General features: G+C 46.4%; 20 protein-coding genes and 1 tRNA gene. 3 read left to right on the top strand and 18 right to left on the bottom strand.

Annotated elements, in window-relative coordinates; genetic code table 11:
• Positions 1 to 370: 370 nt before the first annotated feature.
• From lysS to spoIIE, 13 genes are all read right to left on the bottom strand, one after another.
• Positions 371 to 1,855 carry a lysine--tRNA ligase gene (lysS, locus tag BLQ53_RS18345; protein ID WP_093728757.1) on the bottom strand — a complete coding sequence of 495 codons (1,485 nt, stop codon included), beginning with the start codon at positions 1,853 to 1,855 and terminating at the stop codon, positions 371 to 373.
• 163 nt (positions 1,856 to 2,018) lie between these two features.
• The gene (dusB, locus tag BLQ53_RS18340) at positions 2,019 to 3,008 is read right to left on the bottom strand and encodes a tRNA dihydrouridine synthase DusB (RefSeq protein ID WP_093728756.1); all 990 of its coding nucleotides are present in this window, start codon (positions 3,006 to 3,008) and stop codon (positions 2,019 to 2,021) included.
• A gap of 21 nt (positions 3,009 to 3,029) precedes the next feature.
• A complete protein-coding gene (gene folK / locus BLQ53_RS18335) occupies positions 3,030 to 3,527 on the bottom strand; it encodes a 2-amino-4-hydroxy-6-hydroxymethyldihydropteridine diphosphokinase (RefSeq protein WP_093728755.1) in 498 nt (165 codons plus the stop codon).
• Positions 3,524 to 3,886 carry a dihydroneopterin aldolase gene (gene folB, locus BLQ53_RS18330; protein ID WP_093728763.1) on the bottom strand — a complete coding sequence of 121 codons (363 nt, stop codon included), beginning with the start codon at positions 3,884 to 3,886 and terminating at the stop codon, positions 3,524 to 3,526. The genes folK and folB overlap by 4 nt, the downstream gene beginning before the upstream one ends.
• 3 nt (positions 3,887 to 3,889) lie before the next feature.
• Positions 3,890 to 4,705 carry a dihydropteroate synthase gene (folP, locus tag BLQ53_RS18325; RefSeq protein ID WP_093728754.1) on the bottom strand — a complete coding sequence of 272 codons (816 nt, stop codon included), beginning with the start codon at positions 4,703 to 4,705 and terminating at the stop codon, positions 3,890 to 3,892.
• Between the two features lie 101 nt (positions 4,706 to 4,806).
• Positions 4,807 to 5,730, bottom strand: coding sequence for a cysteine synthase A (gene cysK, locus BLQ53_RS18320; RefSeq protein ID WP_170829773.1), 924 nt, complete (start codon positions 5,728 to 5,730; stop codon positions 4,807 to 4,809).
• Between the two features lie 85 nt (positions 5,731 to 5,815).
• Positions 5,816 to 6,685 carry an Hsp33 family molecular chaperone HslO gene (gene hslO / locus BLQ53_RS18315; protein WP_093728752.1) on the bottom strand — a complete coding sequence of 290 codons (870 nt, stop codon included), beginning with the start codon at positions 6,683 to 6,685 and terminating at the stop codon, positions 5,816 to 5,818.
• A 153-nt stretch (positions 6,686 to 6,838) separates the two neighbouring features.
• On the bottom strand, positions 6,839 to 8,860 hold the full coding sequence (gene ftsH / locus BLQ53_RS18310) for an ATP-dependent zinc metalloprotease FtsH (RefSeq protein ID WP_425288322.1): 2,022 nt from the start codon (positions 8,858 to 8,860) through the stop codon (positions 6,839 to 6,841).
• Between the two features lie 143 nt (positions 8,861 to 9,003).
• Entirely contained in the window at positions 9,004 to 9,555 is a 552-nt protein-coding gene (gene hpt / locus BLQ53_RS18305) for a hypoxanthine phosphoribosyltransferase (protein WP_093728750.1), read from the bottom strand.
• Positions 9,548 to 10,966 (bottom strand): tRNA lysidine(34) synthetase TilS, encoded by a 1,419-nt coding sequence (gene tilS, locus BLQ53_RS18300; protein WP_093728749.1) that lies wholly within the window; start codon positions 10,964 to 10,966, stop codon positions 9,548 to 9,550. The genes hpt and tilS overlap by 8 nt, the downstream gene beginning before the upstream one ends.
• Positions 10,967 to 11,028: 62 nt before the next feature.
• Positions 11,029 to 11,943 carry a protein kinase domain-containing protein gene (locus BLQ53_RS18295; RefSeq protein WP_093728748.1) on the bottom strand — a complete coding sequence of 305 codons (915 nt, stop codon included), beginning with the start codon at positions 11,941 to 11,943 and terminating at the stop codon, positions 11,029 to 11,031.
• A complete protein-coding gene (locus BLQ53_RS18290) occupies positions 11,924 to 12,664 on the bottom strand; it encodes a VWA domain-containing protein (protein ID WP_093728747.1) in 741 nt (246 codons plus the stop codon). Before BLQ53_RS18290 ends, BLQ53_RS18295 begins: the two co-directional genes overlap by 20 nt.
• A 64-nt stretch (positions 12,665 to 12,728) precedes the next feature.
• Positions 12,729 to 15,188 carry a stage II sporulation protein E gene (gene spoIIE, locus BLQ53_RS18285; protein WP_093728746.1) on the bottom strand — a complete coding sequence of 820 codons (2,460 nt, stop codon included), beginning with the start codon at positions 15,186 to 15,188 and terminating at the stop codon, positions 12,729 to 12,731.
• A 391-nt stretch (positions 15,189 to 15,579) separates the two neighbouring features.
• Between spoIIE and BLQ53_RS18280 the strand changes: the two genes are divergently transcribed.
• Positions 15,580 to 16,026: a MarR family winged helix-turn-helix transcriptional regulator gene (locus tag BLQ53_RS18280; RefSeq protein WP_170829772.1), complete on the top strand. Its 447-nt coding sequence runs from the start codon at positions 15,580 to 15,582 to the stop codon at positions 16,024 to 16,026.
• Complete coding sequence (locus BLQ53_RS18275) at positions 16,023 to 17,525, top strand: DHA2 family efflux MFS transporter permease subunit (RefSeq protein WP_093728744.1); 1,503 nt, start codon at positions 16,023 to 16,025, stop codon at positions 17,523 to 17,525. The genes BLQ53_RS18280 and BLQ53_RS18275 overlap by 4 nt, the downstream gene beginning before the upstream one ends.
• A 36-nt stretch (positions 17,526 to 17,561) precedes the next feature.
• On the opposite strand, the gene BLQ53_RS18270 is transcribed toward BLQ53_RS18275, so the two are convergent.
• Positions 17,562 to 18,137 (bottom strand): histidine phosphatase family protein, encoded by a 576-nt coding sequence (locus tag BLQ53_RS18270; RefSeq protein WP_093728743.1) that lies wholly within the window; start codon positions 18,135 to 18,137, stop codon positions 17,562 to 17,564.
• A gap of 127 nt (positions 18,138 to 18,264) precedes the next feature.
• Between BLQ53_RS18270 and BLQ53_RS18265 the strand changes: the two genes are divergently transcribed.
• Positions 18,265 to 18,338 (top strand) — tRNA-Met (locus BLQ53_RS18265).
• Between the two features lie 133 nt (positions 18,339 to 18,471).
• Here the strand turns inward: BLQ53_RS18265 and BLQ53_RS18260 are convergent.
• The 4 genes from BLQ53_RS18260 to yabP all read right to left on the bottom strand — a co-directional run bounded on the left by BLQ53_RS18260 (position 18,472) and on the right by yabP (position 20,228).
• Positions 18,472 to 18,885 carry a S1 domain-containing RNA-binding protein gene (locus BLQ53_RS18260; RefSeq protein WP_093728742.1) on the bottom strand — a complete coding sequence of 138 codons (414 nt, stop codon included), beginning with the start codon at positions 18,883 to 18,885 and terminating at the stop codon, positions 18,472 to 18,474.
• A gap of 74 nt (positions 18,886 to 18,959) precedes the next feature.
• The gene (locus BLQ53_RS18255) at positions 18,960 to 19,340 is read right to left on the bottom strand and encodes an FtsB family cell division protein (protein ID WP_093728741.1); all 381 of its coding nucleotides are present in this window, start codon (positions 19,338 to 19,340) and stop codon (positions 18,960 to 18,962) included.
• 7 nt (positions 19,341 to 19,347) lie between these two features.
• Positions 19,348 to 19,947, bottom strand: a complete 600-nt coding sequence (yabQ, locus tag BLQ53_RS18250; protein WP_093728740.1) for a spore cortex biosynthesis protein YabQ — start codon at positions 19,945 to 19,947, stop codon at positions 19,348 to 19,350.
• On the bottom strand, positions 19,944 to 20,228 hold the full coding sequence (gene yabP, locus BLQ53_RS18245; protein WP_093728739.1) for a sporulation protein YabP: 285 nt from the start codon (positions 20,226 to 20,228) through the stop codon (positions 19,944 to 19,946). Before yabP ends, yabQ begins: the two co-directional genes overlap by 4 nt.
• Between the last annotated feature and the right edge of the window lie 4 nt (positions 20,229 to 20,232).

Genomic DNA, 20,232 nt, shown 5'->3' with positions numbered 1-20,232 from the left:
GCTTTTGCTCGTTAGAGCTGACGTTGATCTTAATGATCATGTCGTTTAGTTCGTAATTGGTTGTTTTGTTCAGTTTTCAAAGATCAATTTCGTTCCGTCACTCATTTGGCGACTAGAACATCTTATCATGTTTCAACTTGCGTTGTCAAGATGTTTTTTATTTGGTTTCTTGCGTTTGCTGCTCCGTTCGAAGCAACTCTAATAATTTACCACGGATGTAATAGCATTGCAATAGTTTTTTTAAATAAATGTTATATTTTCTTACAAGCCGTTACAGAGCATTATCCCGCATTCGTTTGCATTCTATGCAAACGCCTATATAAAGGTGAAAGGAGAAGGACCGAATAGTCCTTCTCCTTTCTAATTCTAATCAGGAACGATTGCGCATTTGCGGGAAGAGTAATACATCCCGAATGGATGGCGCATTCGTCAACAGCATGATCAGACGGTCGATACCGATACCCAACCCGCCTGTAGGAGGCATACCATACTCGAGTGACTCCAAGAAGTCCTCATCCATTTCATGCGCCTCATCATTACCTTGTTCTTTTTCTTTCAACTGTGCTTCAAAACGCCCACGCTGATCAATCGGATCGTTCAGCTCGGAGAAAGCATTACCATGCTCTCTTCCTACGATGAATACTTCAAAACGGTCAGTAAACCGCTCATCTTCTGGATTCTTCTTCGCAAGCGGTGAGATCTCAACAGGGTGACCATAGATGAACGTCGGTTGGATGAGCTTGTCCTCTACACGCTGTTCAAAGAATTCATTTACAATATGTCCGAATGTCATTGTATCTTTGATTTCAATTCCGTTTTCCTTCGCGAGTGCTTTTGCTTCCTCATCGCTCATATGACTCCAGAAATCTACGCCTGTATACTCTTTTACAGCATCGACCATGTGCAGACGTTTCCACTTCGGCTCAAGATTGATTTCATATTCGCCATAAGGGATAACGGTTTTACCTAGTACATCTTTCGCTACATGGGCGATCAGATTTTCTGTCAGTTCCATGATCGTATCCATGTCACCATATGCTTCGTACAGCTCGAGCATGGTGAACTCAGGGTTATGGCGCGTAGATACTCCCTCGTTACGGAATACACGGCCAATTTCATACACTTTCTCCAATCCGCCGACAATAAGGCGCTTCAAATGGAGCTCAATCGCGATGCGCATGTAAAGCGGTATATCCAAAGCGTTGTGATGGGTAATGAACGGACGAGCCGCCGCTCCACCCGGTATGCTGTGCATCAATGGCGTTTCCACTTCCAAGTACCCGATATCGTCCAAGTAACGACGGATACTTTGGATGATTTTACTGCGAGTGATGAATGTCTGCTTCGACTCCGGATTTACGATCAAATCAAGATAGCGCTGACGATAACGCTGCTCGATGTCCGTCAAGCCATGGAATTTATCAGGAAGCGGACGAAGTGCCTTAGACAGGATATCAAATGTTGTTGCCTTAACGGAAAGCTCTCCTACATTCGTTTTGAACATAACTCCTGTCACACCGACGATGTCACCTAGATCTGCATTGCTGAACAGCTCATAAGCTTCATCCCCAACCTGATCTTTTCGTACATATAGCTGAATCTGGCCGCTTAGGTCCTGCAAATGCGCAAAACCCGCTTTACCTTTTCCTCGCTTCGTCATCAGACGGCCCGCAATCGTAACTTCCGCTTTTTTCTCTTCCAGTTCTTCTTTACCGAAAGCATCAAAAGCCGCTATAAGCTCTTCAGATTGATGTGTACGCTCAAATCTGGCACCGAATGGGTTATAGCCTTGGTTCATGAGCTGTTCCATCTTATCGCGACGCACCTGCATCTGATCGTTTAATTCTTCACTCATCCTGTTCACTCCCATTTCTTCTATATTCAGTCTCCAACATGCTAAAAAAACTGCCAGCATGACTGGCAGTATTGTTCGTCCTCGTATAATGCGAGGCTTATCGCATTGCTACCTCGTATTAGTATAGAAAAGCAGCACTGCTGTGTCAATAAAGCACGCCCGTTCAAACCATTGCCATGGAAGCTTCCACTTGATCCGCAAAATCATACAGCACATCGAGCATATCTTCCTTCGTGCTTGTTTCATTGATCAGCTTGCGCGCTTTCCCATTACCATCCAAACCTTTCAGGTACCAGGCAGCATGCTTTCGCATTTCCATGATCGCTACTTTTTCGCCTTTAAGGCGAATCAGACGATCCATATGCAGCACACAAACGTCAATCTTTTCACGTGGTTTTGGTTCATCCAACATCTCGCCTGTTTCCAAGTAATGAACAGTTCGATATATCATCCAAGGATCCCCAAGAGCGGCTCGTCCGATCATAACTGCATCTACACCCGTCTCTTCCAATCGCTGCTTGGCGATTTGCGGAGTTGTGATATCTCCATTTCCGATGACAGGAATGGAGACAGATTCTTTCACTTGGCGAATGATGTCCCAGTTGGCAAGTCCTTCATAATGCTGCTCACGTGTACGACCATGCAATGCTACTGCTGCTGCGCCTGCTTCTTCAAGCGCTTGCGCGTTTTCCACAGCATAGATCGTGCTATCATCCCAACCTGTGCGCATTTTGACGGTAACTGGCTTATTTACTTCTTTTACAACTGCAGAAACCATTTCGTATATCTTCTCAGGCTGCAGCAGCCAACGGGAACCTGCCATATTCTTCGTAATCTTCGGTGCTGGACATCCCATATTTATATCGATGATATCAGCTGTCGTATTTTGGTCGACAAACTTAGCAGCTTCCACCAGCGTCTCTGGTTTAGCCCCAAAGATCTGCAAGCTCATTGGCTTTTCTTGTTCATCTATATACAGCATGTTCATCGTTTTTGCATTCCGAGTCACAATGCCGTTGTCACTGATCATTTCCGCACATACAATCCCCGCACCGAATTCCTTTACGGTCAAACGGAAAGCAGAGTTACTGATACCAGCCATCGGCGCCAATACTACTCGGTTCTTAATGGTGATATCACCAATCTTGAACAACGTCGTTACCTCCCATGCAGTCTATATATTTAAAGTACCCCAGAACCGGATGCTTCGCACGTCTTGTTCAGCCATACTATCGAGCCATTCTTTGATCTGTTTCCCCTTTAATAGAAGGTCAGGTGCGATTTCAGCTAATGGCACTAGCACAAAAGCACGCTCATGCATACGCGGATGGGGAAGGATAAGTTCCTCAACATTCATATTTTCAGTACTATACAGCAAAATGTCAAGGTCGACAGTCCGCGGGCCCCATCGGATGACCCTCTCCCGTCCCAATTCCTGCTCGATATTTTGGCAGATATGGAGAAGTTCCATAGGTTCCAAACTTGTTTCCACTTCCACCACCAAGTTAAGGAATTGATCTTGATCTTCATAACCGACTGGATCAGTTTCATACACTGTCGAAACTTGCTTCAATCGAATACCGGGTCGCTCTTTTAATTTCTGGGCAGCTTGCTCCAGGTATGTCTCTCTTGGGGATATATTTGACCCCAGCGCAATCCAAGCCTGTTTCATGGACGTTCCCGCCGTATTTCCACCGCAACCGATTCATAATGGCCAGCAATCGGGGGATCGGGTTTGATGACTTTCACCGTGCATGCTTCCAATAATGTGAATGTGGCAAATAATTGCTTGGCAATCTCTTCTGCCACAGCTTCCACCAAATTCTTTGCCCGTCCTTCCACAATGCCTTTGATGACGTCATATGCCTGTCCATAATGGATTGATTGTGTCATATCATCCGATTCGCCCGCTTGGCGAAGATCCAGTTCCAGTACAGCATCCACTATAAAACGCTGACCCAATTTATTCTCTTCTGGAAATAGACCATGATAGCCGTAGAATTGCAGTTGATTCATATATATTTTATCCATCATTTACTCCTCCCTAACCAGCGCATCCATCATTTTCACCATGCGTGCTGTCTGCTTTACTTCATGCACTCGTACCATGTGCACGCCCTTTGTAATGCCATACGCTGTCGTAGCCGCAGTACCTTCATCCCGTTCCTCAGCAGGCAGATCCAGCACCGTACCAATAAACCTTTTTCGGGACGTACCGAGAAGCACAGGATAGCCCATGGCCGTTATCTTATCCAGCTGACGCATTGCAGTCATATTTTCCTCAAAGGACTTAACAAAACCGATGCCCGGATCAAGCCAGATATCCTCCTGCTTCACACCCGCCTTCAAAGCAATTGCGATACTTTCCTCCAAATCTGCAATCATGTCTGGAATTAAATCGTCATAACGAGCTTCCTTTCGATTATGCATCAGGATGATCGGAACTCCTGTGCGTGCTGCAACATCAGCCATTTCAGGATCGTATTTCGCTCCCCAGATATCATTGATGATGGATGCACCTGCCTCAATTGCTGCTTCTGCCGTATTTGCTTTGTACGTATCTATTGATATCGGCAAATCCACCACTTCTCTTATTGCCCGTATGGCCGGTGCTACACGTGCAATCTCTTCATCTGCCGATACCGGCTCGAATCCAGGCCGGGTCGATTCTCCGCCAATATCCAGAATGTCCGCACCTTCTGCTGCAAGCTTTTGCGCTTGTTTGACAGCTGCTTCTACCGTTGTATAACTGCCTCCGTCCGAAAAAGAGTCAGGTGTCACGTTAATGATCCCCATTACGAGTGTCTGCTTGGAAAGATCATATTCCTTACTGCCTATTCTGCGTTTCATGTCACGTCAACCTCTCGTTCCATCTATTATTTATACTAGTGTACACGAATTGCTGCATAAAAAAACACCCCTGCCTATTCAAGCAGGGGTTTTCCGTTCTATTAGTCTTCGAATTGGTATAGCGGTGTGGAGAGGTAACGTTCGCCGTTACTAGGAACGATCGCCAACACCTTCTTGCCTGGTCCAAGTTCTTTGGCAACCTTTTTAGCTGCGAAGATGGCAGCTCCAGTTGAAACGCCACCCAGCAAACCTTCTTTGGCAGCTGTTTCCCTGGCAGTCGCGTATGCTTCGTCGTTCTCCACTTGAATGATATCGGAATAAATATCCGTATCCAGGATTGCCGGAACGAATCCTGCACCAATACCCTGAATTTTATGCGGGCCTGGCTTACCGCCGGATAAAACCGGTGAGTTGGAAGGCTCTACTGCCACAATCCGGATATCCTTATTCAATTCTTTCAGAACTTTACCGACACCGGTAATGGTGCCGCCTGTACCGATCCCAGAAATGAACGCATCAAGATCGCCGCCGAACTCAGCTGCAATCTCTTTACCAGTCGTACGTGCGTGAATGGCAGGGTTGGCTTCATTATTGAACTGCTGAGGCATGAAATAGCCGTTTTCCTTCTGCAATTCCTCCGCCTTCTGAATGGCACCCTTCATTCCTTCAGCACCAGGAGTCAATACGAGCTGCGCTCCATACGCACGAAGCAGGTTACGCCTCTCCATGCTCATCGTATCAGGCATGACAAGAATAGCTTTATACCCTTTGATCGCCGCCACCAAGGCAAGACCAATTCCGGTATTGCCGCTCGTCGGCTCGATAATCGTGTCACCCGGGTTCAATTTGCCATTTTCTTCTGCATCTTCAATCATTGCAAGAGCAATCCTATCCTTAACAGATCCGCCTGGATTCTGGAATTCAAGCTTTACATAGATCTCGGCACTATCTGCGTCCGCTGTTCGATTAAGCTTCACGATTGGTGTGTTTCCGATCAATTCAGAAATGGATGATGCAATTGCCATGATTATTCCCCCTAATTCCCACTATTTTAATTGGATTTATTTAACTGTAAGCAAATTTCTGCTAAAAGTCAATCCAAATGAGTGGTCATTGGAGTAATGCTTTTAAGTCCTCTTCAGTAAATGTATACGTCTCATTACAGAAATGGCAGCTTGCCTCAGCTCCATGATCTTCGTCGATCATAGCTTGGATTTCTTCGTTTCCAAGACTCTTGATTGCATTCTCGATGCGATCCTTGGAGCATTGGCACGTGAAACTAACTGGCAAATTGTCCAGGAAGTGAATATTCTCTTCTCCGATCAGCTTCTCAAGGATTTGCTCAGGTGTATTCCCTTCCCGGATCAAGGTAGATATCGGCGCAATGGAGCCGATTCGCTCTTCCAATTGCGTGATAATGCTGTCATCGGCCCCCGGCATTACTTGAAGGATAAAACCACCCGCTGCAAGAATGGTATGATCTGGATTGACCAATACCCCCGCACCGACTGCAGAAGGCACCTGCTCGGAGTTAGCGAAATAATAAGTGAAGTCATCACCGATTTCGCCAGACACAATCGGTACCTGACCGGTGAACATCTCTTTCAGCCCAAGATCTTTGGCTACGCTCAATGTACCGACAGTACCAACTGCCCGGGAAACATCCAATTTCCCGATGGAGTTCAGTTCAAAGTCGACATGCGGGTTCGTGATATATCCTCTCACTTCACCTTTGGCATTACTATCTACGATTATCGGTCCAACTGGTCCATCGCCTTCGACCTTCACAGTTAGCTTGTCTTCTCCTTTTAGCATGGCACCCATTATCGCACTGATTGTAAGTGTACGTCCCAGGGCTGCTGACGCCGTTGCCCAAGTATCATGACGGCGGCGCGCCTCTTCCACTAATTCTGTCGATTGGATGGCGTATGCCCGGATAGCTCCGTTAAATCCTGTTGCTTTAATTAAATAATCACCCATAAGAGCAATGTCACTCCTTTTGTATATCAACCGTTTACGGTCTTTTGTCCACAAGGTATTGTTTATCTTATCATAATCCAGCAGGTAAATCCCTTTATATGTTTACTATACCCAAACAGAGAAAAAAGGCCTCCCGATAGGAGACCTTTTCTTTTATGATCTTGGACGATCATCCGAACCGCCGTTTTGGCGCGGTTCATCTTCTGGTATACCTGACTGCTCCCGCGGAGCGGAAGTATCCTCATCGATGGCATTATCATCGGCTGGTGTTACTTCCTTTTCTTCCTGCGGCTGGATTGTGACAGTTACTTCCTCATCTTCATCCTTTGTCAGGTTGGATTTTTTATCGGATTTGCTGCGTTCAGCGGCAACCTCTTCCTCTGTTGGCAGACGTCCTTTATCAAACAATGTTTGAATTTGGAAAGCATCCAATGTTTCGATCTCAAGCAATGTTTGAGCGATAAGCTCCAGCTTCTCTTTGTTTTCCGTAAGAATCTGTTTGGCACGCGCATAACATTGGTTGATGAAGTTTTGTACTTCCTGATCGATTTCATAAGCGATTGCATCACTGTATGTTTGTTCATTCTGGATATCACGGCCAAGGAACACATTCCCGCCATTGCTTGTGAACTGCAACGGACCGATCTTATCACTCATACCGTACTCGGTAACCATTTTGCGGGCGATATTCGTCGCTCGCTGGAAGTCATTATGTGCTCCGGTACTTACTTCCCCGAAGATGACCTCCTCGGCAACACGTCCTCCAAGCAATCCGGTAATCTTATCAAGCAATTCCGGCTTGGTCATGAAGTAACGATCTTCCCTCGGCAGCATGACTGCATAACCGCCAGCCTGACCTCGGGGAACGATAGTCACTTTATGCACCATGTCCGCATCGTCGAGCACCATACCGATGACAGTATGTCCGCTCTCATGATAAGCGACGATATTTCGTTCTTTCTTGGAGATGACACGGCTTTTCTTCGCAGGACCGGCAATGACACGATCAATCGCTTCATCGACATCAACCATGACGATTTTCTTACGATCATTTCGTGCAGCTACCAGTGCAGCTTCGTTCAATAGGTTCTCCAAATCCGCTCCGGAGAATCCTGGCGTACGCATTGCGATTGTACGCAGGTTAACGGACTCATCAAGCGGTTTGTTGCGGGCATGTACCTTCAAGACAGCTTCACGTCCGCCTAGATCCGGGCGGTCGACTGTGATCTGACGGTCGAAACGACCAGGACGGAGAAGGGCTGGGTCGAGAATGTCTGCACGGTTTGTCGCAGCGATGATGATGATACCTTCATTGGCACCGAAACCATCCATCTCGACAAGCAATTGGTTCAATGTCTGTTCACGCTCATCGTGACCGCCGCCCAGACCAGCTCCACGCTGACGACCTACAGCATCAATCTCATCGATAAAGATGATACACGGAGAATTTTTCTTCGCATTTTCGAATAAATCACGCACACGGGATGCACCGACCCCAACAAACATCTCTACGAAGTCCGAACCACTTATAGAGAAGAATGGAACGCCAGCTTCCCCTGCCACCGCACGGGCAAGCAACGTCTTACCAGTACCTGGAGGTCCTACAAGCAGGACACCCTTCGGAATGCGGGCGCCGACAGCAGAGAATTTACGAGGGTCTTTTAGGAAGTCGACAACTTCGACAAGCTCCTGCTTCTCTTCGTCCGCTCCGGCTACATCGCGGAACTTCACTTTCTTCTTCTCTTCGTTGTACATCTTCGCCTTGCTCTTACCAAAGTTCATCACTCGGCTGCCGCCACCTTGGGCTTGGCTCATGAAGAACAGGAAGATCAAGACAAGCAGCAAGATCGGGAAGATGGATGTCAGCAGCGTCTGCCAGAAACTTGGCTGCGGCTCTTCATCTGCATTCAACTTAACACCTTGTTCATTTGCAGTATTGAGGATATCACTCATCAGCTGTTCGTTCTGAGGTATCTCAGTCTGGAACTGCTTGTTATCCTCCGTCTCTCCTCTTAACGTATAGATATTGTTAGTAGGCTGGACGGTCATGCTTTGTATGTCACCACTCTCAAGTGTGGTCCTGAATTTGTTAATGTCATACTGTTCGACTTCATTCGTCTGATTCCTGAATAAGTTGATCACACCGATAATGACTACAAATATAATTATAACCATTAGGGTATTACGGAACACTTTGCTCATTGCCTACCTCCTCCCAAACGAGAAAACTATAGTAAATACTACCATACGAAAAACATGCTATACAACTAAATACCCTTTACCTTATGTAAAAGGATGCTATTCCATGCCGATACCGTTTATTCGGTTTGGGCGCCGCCATACACTTCCGGTTTCAGAACACCGATATATGGCAAATTACGATACTTCTCCTGATAATCCAAACCATAGCCGACGACGAATTCATTCGGCACGTGGAAACCGACCAAGTCCGCCTGGATCTTCGCCGTACGGCCCGAAGGCTTATCAAGCAGTGTGACAATCTTAATCGACTTCGCTTTCCGGTATTTGAACAAGTCAACCAGATAGCTCAGTGTAAGACCGCTGTCGATGATATCCTCAATGATCAGAAGATCTCTGCCTTCCACTTTTGTATCCAAATCCTTGACGATCTTCACCTCACCGGTAGATGTCATGCCCCCGGCATAACTGGACACATCCATGAAATCCATCTCAAGATGTGTATCCATATGACGGAGCACATCGGACATGAACGGAAGGGCACCTTTCAACACACCGATAGCAAGCGGGAAGGAATCTTTATATTCCTCTGTAAGCTGTCTGCCGATCTCAGCACATTTTGCTTCGATCTCTTCCTTCGTAATCAATATCTTCTCAATCTCATCATGCATTGCTCGGTCCTCCTGTTTGTTCCCCATTTTTCGCTTGGTAGCACAGACACAAATAGCTGCCTGTTTCTCCTGTTGTTCTGCCTGTTTCCCCTTTTCTCAAACCGATAAGCCATAAAATAGTGCCAGTCGCATCCTCCACAATCGGCCAAACCCGCCGCCTAGAAACGGGAATTTTTTCATCAATGAAAATATCTTTTACTTTTTTCGTCCCTCTCATTCCGCGCAGCTTCATTTTGTCGCCATTTTTCCTTGTGCGTACCTGTAACGGCAAGGTGACATCGTCAACGGGCAATACGAAGATATTGGAATTGTTTTCATTTGGGTGAGGGGTAAAAGTAGCCTTTAATAGAGATCCATCAGGTAACGTGACGCATCCGGGAGCGTGTAATGTATAGTGGAATAAGTCTTTTTCCTCATTACGGAAAGAAACCGTCATATGGCCATAAGACTTTGTCAGTTGTAATCCTGCCGGAAAATCTAGTGAGCTGTTTGCTTTAGAGCTAGCTATCAGTTCAAAAAATTGCGCTTCGTGCCGATGATGCAAATCCACCGGAAGCGCTTGATACAGATACATCAATATTAGATGATACACTCTTCTTTGTAAAGCAATCGGGTATGTAGAAAATCGTTCTATTTCAAAGGCTGCTGACTGTTTCGCAGCATCATATTCCACCAGCTCTTTGAACAACTTTGCAGCCTGTCCCTCAAGGTATGCCTCGTCCGCTTTAAGAGCTTCACTAAAGCGTTGGGCATGTTGATGAAAGGAAGGAAATTCCTTTTTTATCGGAGCCAGTACCCGATGCCGGAAGAGATTACGCGTGTAATCCTCCGTGGCATTGGAAGGATCGATGCGATACGGTATATCGTGTTGTTCACAATATTGTTGAATTTCCGATTTGCTGCACGACAGCATCGGCCGGATGATTTCCCCGCCAGCAAATGACCTCCGGATATCCATACCACTGACGGCCGCGGGATTGGAACCGCGCGCCAGACGCATCAGAATCGTTTCTGCCTGGTCATCACCATGGTGGGCGAGAAACAAAGCGTCTGCTTTATGATGATGCATGCACTCCTCAAAATAGCGATAACGCATCTCCCTGGCTGCGACTTGAGTACTTTGCTGATATATTTCTTTCCAGGATGGAACGTCCACTGTTACAGCTTCTGCGCTAATTCCCCATTTTTCGCAAATTGATTTCACGAATGCGGTATCCTGCTTGGATTCCTCTCCACGCAATCCATGATCGACACTCAACGCAATGATATGCCAGCCTTTCTGCCCCCTATGTTCCTTCAGGAAATGGAGAAGTGCCATCGAATCCGGTCCACCGGATACACCTACCAGGATAGTCGTGTTTTCCTTCCATAAATCATGTCTGTCCATAAATGCTGCCACAGTCTGTTTCATTTACCTTCATCCTTATGTAATTGCTGCTTTTATCGTACCATTGATGTGATTAGACAAAAAGTTTATTGCAGCAGATATATCACATAGCAAATGATAGCATAGACACTTAGTACGATGCTTTCTCCAAGTCCTGTCTTGCGTCGGTTGCTTTTTGTCATTCTCGAAGGCGGAGAGACTGGCGTCGGCGACTTCTTTTTCATCAAGAGCTTCACCAAATCTTGCTTCATTCCGATACTGTCGGTATATTTGCCCGTCAATGCTTTCTCCAAAAGGGGGCGCAGCTTCCCGGCGCCGTGTAATGCCTTCTTGATCGAATTTTTCGGTGTTTCGCCTTTTGCAAACCTTCCGCCATTCAAAATTTCCAACGCAGTCATGGCAAGCGCGAACAAGTCATATGACGGTTCTGCTTTCCTGCTTCCCATCCCCCAGTGTCCGCGGTCATAAAACTCGGTATATTCCTTGATTGCACGCCCCAGCTGTGTCGTCCCCCCTACATCCACCCATCGGAGCCGGGCCGGTTTTTCGCTGACGACCAGATTATCAAGCTTCAAATCACCGAAAATCCACCCCGACCGGTGAAGATGGTCTAAGTCATCAAGCAGTCCCAGCAGCAATACCGGCAGCCACTCTGGTCCTTTTGCTTTGATGTACGTATCGAGCCGGCTCCCTTGGATATATTCCATGACGTAAAAGGTATATAGCTGACCGCTCGGGCTGACATAGTCATCGGTATCAAACAAACAAGGCCCGAGGAAATATCCCTGGACCTTTTTCAGTGATTGCAGCACTTTCACTTCCATTGTCATCGAGGTGCGTTTATCACTGATTTTCAAGGCTGCATGGATGCCATTTCTTTCTGTCAGATACACAGAGCCGATTGCCCCGCTTCCGAGTTTTCGAATCAACGGGTAATCCCCATGGTGCCATTTCCCTGACAAACGGATGCCAGTACGTATTTCAGCTGCCGAATTCTTCATATTCGGTCATCCCGTCATTTGCCGACCGCTTCCCGAGCGTCTGGCGGCTGAATTCATGCAACGCTTCCCGCAGCGCAGGCCCGGTCGGTGTCACGCCGCCTGTAGCAAGCTTCGGAAAGACAGAAGACACATTTTCCAGCCGCTCGGTCCAATCCATCACCTTTACAGCCGCCTCTCTTTTTCCAGGGAAACCAAATATGGCGAACTTGTTATTGCCAAGTCGTGCATTCATGCTGATCGACAAATCGATCAGTGCTTCTTTCACCACTTGGAGCTTATGGTGCATGCTGGCGCTCGTATCGACAAGGATAAGCACTTCCAGATTAGCCGTTTCACTAATATCCTCGACAACCTCCAGCACGTCCCCTCTTTTATCCGGCGGCAGGTCGTCCAATGTATTGCCAGGTCCTAGAATCTGCTTCAGTTCCTGATTGACGACACCCTCGATTGTCTGGGTCATCGCCTGCTTTGTCACCATTTGGACGGTCTCTGTCAACGCTTGCTTATAGATCAGCTGACTGACACCGCCTCCTGCTTTTGCAATATTCTCCACTTCCTCGAGGCTGACTGAATGTTCAGCATGTCCCTCCTCCAGAATACCGATTACATTGACCGTAATATGTTGAGCATAAGCTAATGCAGCAACTGCTGCCGGGTCTTCCCCGCGGTTGGAGCATCCATCTGTTATGAGCAGGATTTGTTTCAGCGTACTCGGTTTCATCGTTATCCCTCTTCTCCATTCGTTATCTCCATCTTCGACGGGAAAAGAAGATAATATACGTTTCCTACGCCTCCTTCACTTTCTTTTTATAAGTAGGAATGGAAGCCCATTCCGGCATGTTCCTGTCAATGGAGGCCACCATGACGGTCATGTCATCCTCTATCTCTCCCTCGCGGTGGCGAACAACTTCCTCCAATAGCAAATCGGCCATCTCCTGCGGCACGGTTGTTTTCATTTCCTTGATCTTTCGCTTCAGCCAGATATCTGTATTCTCCACATGGCGTGGAGCTTCAAAAATACCGTCACTCATCATGACGAGCAAATCGCCCGGCTGCAGCTGCTCTTTGACAACATCCACCTCCAAATCCTGCACGATACCAATCGGCAAATTGCCAGACTCTATTTTAATGACCTGATCACCTCGCTTGATGAAGCTTGGCGTCGATCCGATTTTTAGGAATTGGACCGCTGCGTCATGCAAATCGATGACTGCCAGATCCAATGTAGCGAATATCTCCTCATTGGAGCGGAGCGAGAGGATCGAATTGATTGATTTGATTGCCACTTCTTCCCTGATTCCGGACTGCAGAATCTGCTGCAGCAGTCGTAGCGTCTCGGTGCTTTCCTCATGTGCCCGATCTCCATTTCCCATACCATCACTGATTGCGATTGCATACTTGCCCGCCCCTAGTTCGATCGTGGAAAAGCTATCCCCCGAAACGAACCCCCCACCTTTTGCGGCATGTGCCACCCCTGTATCCACAATGAATTTTTTGATGGATGAAAACGCCAGGAAACAGGATTTATCCGGAAACGGCGCTATTTCTTCCTTCGTCACGACGACACTCTCCCCCAGAATGTCGGATAGAATGGGACCGATCAGCTTTTGCCCCTCGCCATGGTACCCTTGTATGGATACATGCATTTCGATATCAATGCCGCCTTTGGTCAGAGAAAACACATCCAGCTTGTCCACGACTAAGCCAGCCGCCCGTAAAGCGGCCATCATTTCCACTTCCTGATGTTCGTGATTCTCCTTCTCCTTGACGATTTCTTTTGCGAAGTCTCCCATTACCTCCGATACACCATTCAGCTGGTCTGCGACAAACCTGCGACTTTCCTGTACTTGCCGCCGGAGCATTTGATTTGCTTGGTGGAAACTCAGCTCATGCTTCATCGTTTCCACCACTTTTTTCGATTTGACACAGTGGGATTCCAGGTTCCGCTCCAGCAGCTTATTCGGCGGCCCGCCGTCCTCCATATCCTCCTTCAGACTCTCCATTAATTGATAGGTACGATCAAACTGCTGCGCCCCCCAGCATCGATCCTTTTTAAAGCACAGCTGACACGTCTGCTCCGTCACATTGCCAAGCAGGAAATCAGTCTCTCGATTCCGCACATCTTCTGCCGCCCGATCCGGCGTGGTGAAGCTCTTTGCCAATGCATCAAATACATTGGAGAACTGCTGCACGCGATTAGCCGTAACATCGCGCACTTTTTGCAAATATTGCTCTTGTTCCTGGCTGTGCTCAGCAGTGCCAGGAACGAAGCGGGACATACGCCGAATCCAGCTGTCCGGCGTCAAAACGAGCAGCAGAATACTAATTGCCGATGCAAGCAAGGATGGATACACCTCCTGCATACCCTGCTCCTGTCCATACACACCGATAAGTAATGTTCCTATAATTAGACCGATGCTCACACCGAATTTCTTCCCATCCTTCAATAGACCGCCAAGCAATCCAGCAAAAGCCAGGAGACTCATCTCATAGAGACTGGCAACATTGGCTAGACTGAGAATCAACCCAGCAACTACCCCGACTGTCGAACCCATCGCCGCACCCCCGATCAAGGCCAGCAGCAGGACAAAATAACGGGAGAAAATTTGCTCGACCCCAGCGCCTTGAAGCTGCCATCCGATCGTGCCCGTCAGAACCGAGGCAAGTAAAATGATCAAACAGACAATTTCTTCATTCTTTAATGCCGGATAATATCTTTTAACGGATAATAGCGGAATGCTTTGCATAAAGATGATAAAGAGCACAGAACCAAGAATGCCTTCGACGCCGATCATCATCCAATCGAAGCTGGACAATGTATTTTCATAAGAGAAGGCCAGCATCCTCGGCAGTGCACTTGCCAGGAAAACGAGCACCGCCATCACCCGAATTTGGTGCGGAATCCTCTTACAAAGCATAGCTAAGAAATAAAGGACAAATGCAGCACCTGCTATATACAAGCCGTGTGTCCACTGGTAGGTACAAGCACCTGCAACTGTAGCCAGTGTGATCGGCAGCATTCTTTTTCTTCTAGTTAGCCAGATGGATGCCAGGAATGCCACTGCGAAAGGTGAAACTGTGGTCAATACCACTGCCCGTCCAAGTAAGAAGCCTACTAGTGCCAAAAGCCATGCCTTCTCGATCAATAACAGTTTCGCAAGCTCAAACCCCTTCTTCTTCCAATTCTCGAATCGCTTTTGCTCCACACCATAGATGCCCCATTTCTTTCTTGATACCGTCTCCATTTCATTGAACACTCCTATCCACATATTTACCGAGGCTCTGTGTACATACCATGGCCTACCCCGGGACAAACTCTTATTTGAATAAGGTCATTTAACCACATCCACTCTTCACAATTTGTCAAAAGAACCGAGCGAGACCTAAAAACATTTCGACTTAATCCCATACCTTCTCACCGGCTTCAACACAGCTTGGACACCAAAAGCTCTTTTGCGGCAATTTTCCTTGTCGTAATAAGCTCTTGTTCCGTACGTCTTGTCAGAAAACTTTTATTTTTCGCAGGAAGCGTTTTCTACGAAATTTCTATATTGCATTTTTACAAAAGAGGAGTAGAATGGTTCCTACTGAAACAGTTCGCATGCGAACTATTTTTTTGTTGAGGGGATGACAACTTTGACTGATGAGGAAAAAATCAGCCAAGTCGTCCAATCATTTCGCTGTTTGAACCAAGCTTTTCACAAGCAATTCTGGCACAATGCTGATCAATTGGGTGTGACCGTCGTGCAGCTGCACATCCTGAAAGTATTAGCGGACGAGCCTGGAACTGGCTTAAACGATCTTGCTCAAAAGGTAAATGCGAGCAAGAGTACAGTTAGCGAAACGGTTGAAAGGCTTGTACAAGCTGAATTGGTAAAACGGGAGCGCTCGACACACGACCGGCGAGCCATCGTACTGTCACTGACTCCAAAGGGACTGGAGCAGAAAAAGACAGCTTACCGAACCTATTTGCAAAGATTGGAGAGCATTTCTGAATTCAGCACGGAGGAAATCGAGACATTATTGTCTCTTCACAACCGTTTGCTAAATAAGATCATAACTCAAGGAGATGAGACAACATGAAAGATCGTTCTGCTTATGTAGATCCGCAGACGTTAAAAAGAGGCCCGATCGTCGCGATCTTGGTTCTAGGCGCATTCGTAGCCATCCTGAACCAGACGCTCATGAATATCGCGCTGCCAAAAATGATGGTGGATTTGGATATACAAGAAAACTCAGCCCAATGGCTGACAACAGCATTCATGCTGGTTAACGGTATCCTGATTCCAATTACTGCTTTCTTTATGGAAAGATTCACAACTCGTAAGCTATTTATCACCGCCATGAGCTTGTTCGCAATCGGGACACTCATTTGTGGAGTCGGACCCGAATTCACAACAATCCTGATCGGTCGTATTGTACAAGCAGCAGGCGCTGGTATCATGATGCCATTATTATTCAATACTGTATTGAGCTTGTACCCGATCGAGAAGCGAGGCAGTGCAATGGGTGTCATCGGTCTTGCGATGATGTTCGCTCCGGCTATCGGACCAACACTATCCGGATTCATCGTGGAGCATGCATCTTGGAGATGGTTATTCTTCATCATCTTACCGATTGCCATCATCGATGTTATCTTGGCAGTCTTAGTATTACGTAATGTAACAAAAACACAGAAATCCACAGTCGATGTTCTATCCGTCATCCTTTCTACGGTAGGGTTCGGCGGATTGCTATACGGCTTCAGTGTCGCAGGAGATAAAGGTTGGGGCTCCGCACCAGTCATCTCTACTCTGACAGTGGGTGGAATTGCCTTGCTGATTTTCATCATCCGTCAGCTGACAATCAAAAAACCGATGCTCGAGTTCCGTGTATTCAAATATTGGATGTTCTCGTTATCGACAACAATCAACGTTGTCATTACGATGGCAATGTTTGCAGCGATGCTATTGATTCCAATTTTCACACAAAACATGCTCGGTTACTCACCGCTTAAATCAGGTCTGCTGCTATTGCCTGGTGCGCTAGTATCAGCGATCATGTCACCAATCACTGGTAAACTGTTCGATAAAATCGGTGCTCGTCCGCTTGCATTGATCGGACTTTTGATCACGACGATCACAACTTACTTCTTAAGTACGTTGTCCATTGATACAACTTACACGTATATGATGACTGTTTATACCTTCCGTATGGTCGGTGTATCCATGGTCATGATGCCAATCATGACAGCTGGGTTGAATCAGCTGCCGAAACGTTATTATGCACACGGAACTGCGATGGCAAATACACTTCGCCAAATGGCCGGTGCAATCGGTACTGCTTTGCTTGTTACCGTGTTCTCCACTCAATCCAAAGAACATGTCACAGACCTTATGACGACTGGTACACCGCAGCAGCAAGCAACATTGCTTGGTTCCATCGAAGGTATCAATGATGCCTTCTGGATTGCAACGATCATCGCAGCAGTCGGATTCCTGCTTTCTTTCTTCTTGAGAAAAGTACGCCCTGCAGATGAAATCGAACAGGAACAATCGACAGCTACAACGACGCCTGTCGGAAAACCTACTGAAACGCATTAAAATAAAAACCTGCATCCGAGCTGGATGCAGGTTTTTTTATATATTCGCTAAGTGATCGGAAAAATTGAAATTATGTACTTTCCATTTTTCTTCGATGAACTGGATATTGCTGATGCAAGCATTCACAAGACGCGTATTCTCCACATCATACTCCCCATCCGAGATGGTGGATAAAATCGCGGAAATCACTGCCCCATGTGCAACGAGTAATATTTTCTTGTCTCCATATTTCGCATTCACTTCTTGCAGCGCCTGCATTACCCGTGCCACTAAATCCTCCCATGTTTCCATACCAGGAAAATCAAAGCTAGGATATTTAGCTTCTCGTTCTTCCCTCGTAAGACCTTCTGCTTCGCCAAATCCCCTTTCAACAAAACCTTCCATTTCCACGATCGGCAGCTGCAATGCTTCATTAATGATAGCAGCAGTCTTCCTTGCCCGCTTCATCGGACTTGCAATGATCAAATCAAAATCACTACCTGCCAGATAGTCACGAGTAGCCTGCGCCTGTCTGACTCCTGTTTCATTCAATGGGATATCGGTACTCCCCTGCACTTTACCCAGCTTATTCCAATCTGTTTCTCCATGTCTAACAAGACAAATCATCCTGATCCCCTCCCCTATCTATATACTTACTATACCGTAATCTTCCTGCCAAACGATATTAAAAAATATTGTTGACATATGACGTAGGCTGTTATATTATATTACTTGTGCTTTGAAACATTTAATTTCATATGGCGGTGTAGCTCAGCTGGCTAGAGCGTACGGTTCATACCCGTGAGGTCGGGGGTTCGATCCCCTCCGCCGCTATCCTTAAACAAGGAATGCAGATTGCATTCCTTGTTTTTTTGTATACAAAAAAATCGGATGCTTAATGCATCCGATTCCATGTTTTGTATCTTAAGATTTGCATTTTTATCAAATCCCAATATAGACAGCAAGTTTAACCTTTTTTAGCGCCTCTGCCACCGCGTTTTGATTCTGTGTGTTTCTTAAGGGACGCAAGACGGTCCTCTGAATCCTTCAGGAAGCGATTCATTTTAGCTTCGAATGATTCCGTACGATCGCGGTGACCACCGCCATGTCCGGATCCTCTGTTGTTGTTACGGCGTGCTGGTGGCGGATTATCTTTTGCTTTCTTTATGGAAAGCCCAATCTTTCCGTCCTTTTCATTAATGACCTTGACTGTGATCATATCACCGACAGACAAATGTTCATTAATGTCTTTTACGTAATTATCGGCAACTTCACTAATATGCACTAGTCCAGTAGATCCGCCTGGCAGTTCTACGAATGCACCGAAATTAGTGATTCCTGTTACCTTACCCTGATACTTGCTGCCTACTTCAATTGACATAAAAAAAATGCTCCTCCTTAAAGTTTGAAAGAAATATACTACTTATATATTATATAAAAGCTTGGAAAAGGGTGTCAATAAGAGGGTTCTTCTTCAGTGATCTTAAAAATGGTCTCACCGTCTTTAGAATAGAAATAATTAGTCCTGGCGATTTCCAGTACATAACTTTTATCATTCAGAAGTTCAATTTCCTCTTTGAGATCCTCTTCTTTATCTTGCAAGCTTGCTAACTCTTCCTGCTTCTCTTTGTATTCTGTCTGCTTCTGGGCATAAACACCGCGCTGATGAATATGATACCCTGTCATCAAACCTAACAGAACAACTGCAAAAGCGGCGAACAAGATCAAACGCCGAAAGAGTCTTTTTTGCTTTTTCCGCTGCCGTTCCGTATATGCATCGTATTGTCTCGTGTAGCTGGACTCCATCTTCGTTACGTTTCGTTTCTTTCTTGCCACGCCAGTTTTACCTCCTTGTTCTGCGCAGTGATTCGTATACCTTCCTTGCTATATTCTTCATTCTACTATAGATACCTGCTAATTTGGAGTAATTTTTTCGGTACCTTTCCGGTGTCAGCTTCCACACGAGCCGACCAATGAGACGTATCGGGTAAAAGAGGACGACCAACACCAATCGGATCAATTTCCATAAGAGCGCAATGACTCCCCCTGCCAGCATCAGCAGTCCTTGGATCACCAGTCGGATTGGAGTCAGGATAAGCACCTGTAAAACCCTCTTCGTGATGAACATCGTTCGTCGTATGATACGGATGAGCCATTCGAGCACCCGCCGATAGCTTGTCTGAAATAAGGCTCTATATCCTGCAAAACCACATAATAATGCTAAAAGGATATAAAAACGCATTTCCCCCTGATTCACTTGGAACAGCAGGAAAAACAACAGCAGAGTCTGCATCAGCCAGAAACTGCACTCCATGATATAACGCATGACGACCTGCTTTTTCCAGTGCCGTTCAAAGCGGCGGAACGTATCCATGGCTGCACCAAGATAGACTCCGCCGGCAATCATCGACACTATAGTTAGGAACTGGACGGTCAGCGTCATTTGAAGAGCTTGCTAAAGAGTCCTTTAGCCTTCTCCCCATGATGCTCATCCAAATAGGACAGCTCCTGGATTTTGCCTTTGATCGACACCTTCCCCTCCTGCAAATCGAGATTCTTCATATGCAGGTTACTCCCGCGAATAATCATATAACCCATTTCTGTCTGAAGCAGGAATTCTTCGCTATCGAAGCTGTCCACTTCCTTGACACCGCTTATCTCGAGCGATTTCCGACTGAACATCTTTATATCATGATCCGCTTGTACTTTCCGGGTTTGATCCATCGTT

The sequence above is a fragment of the Terribacillus halophilus genome, from assembly GCF_900101385.1.
GTDB classification, from domain to species: domain Bacteria; phylum Bacillota; class Bacilli; order Bacillales; family Amphibacillaceae; genus Terribacillus; species Terribacillus halophilus.
This window is presented reverse-complemented; position numbering and strand designations above follow the sequence as displayed.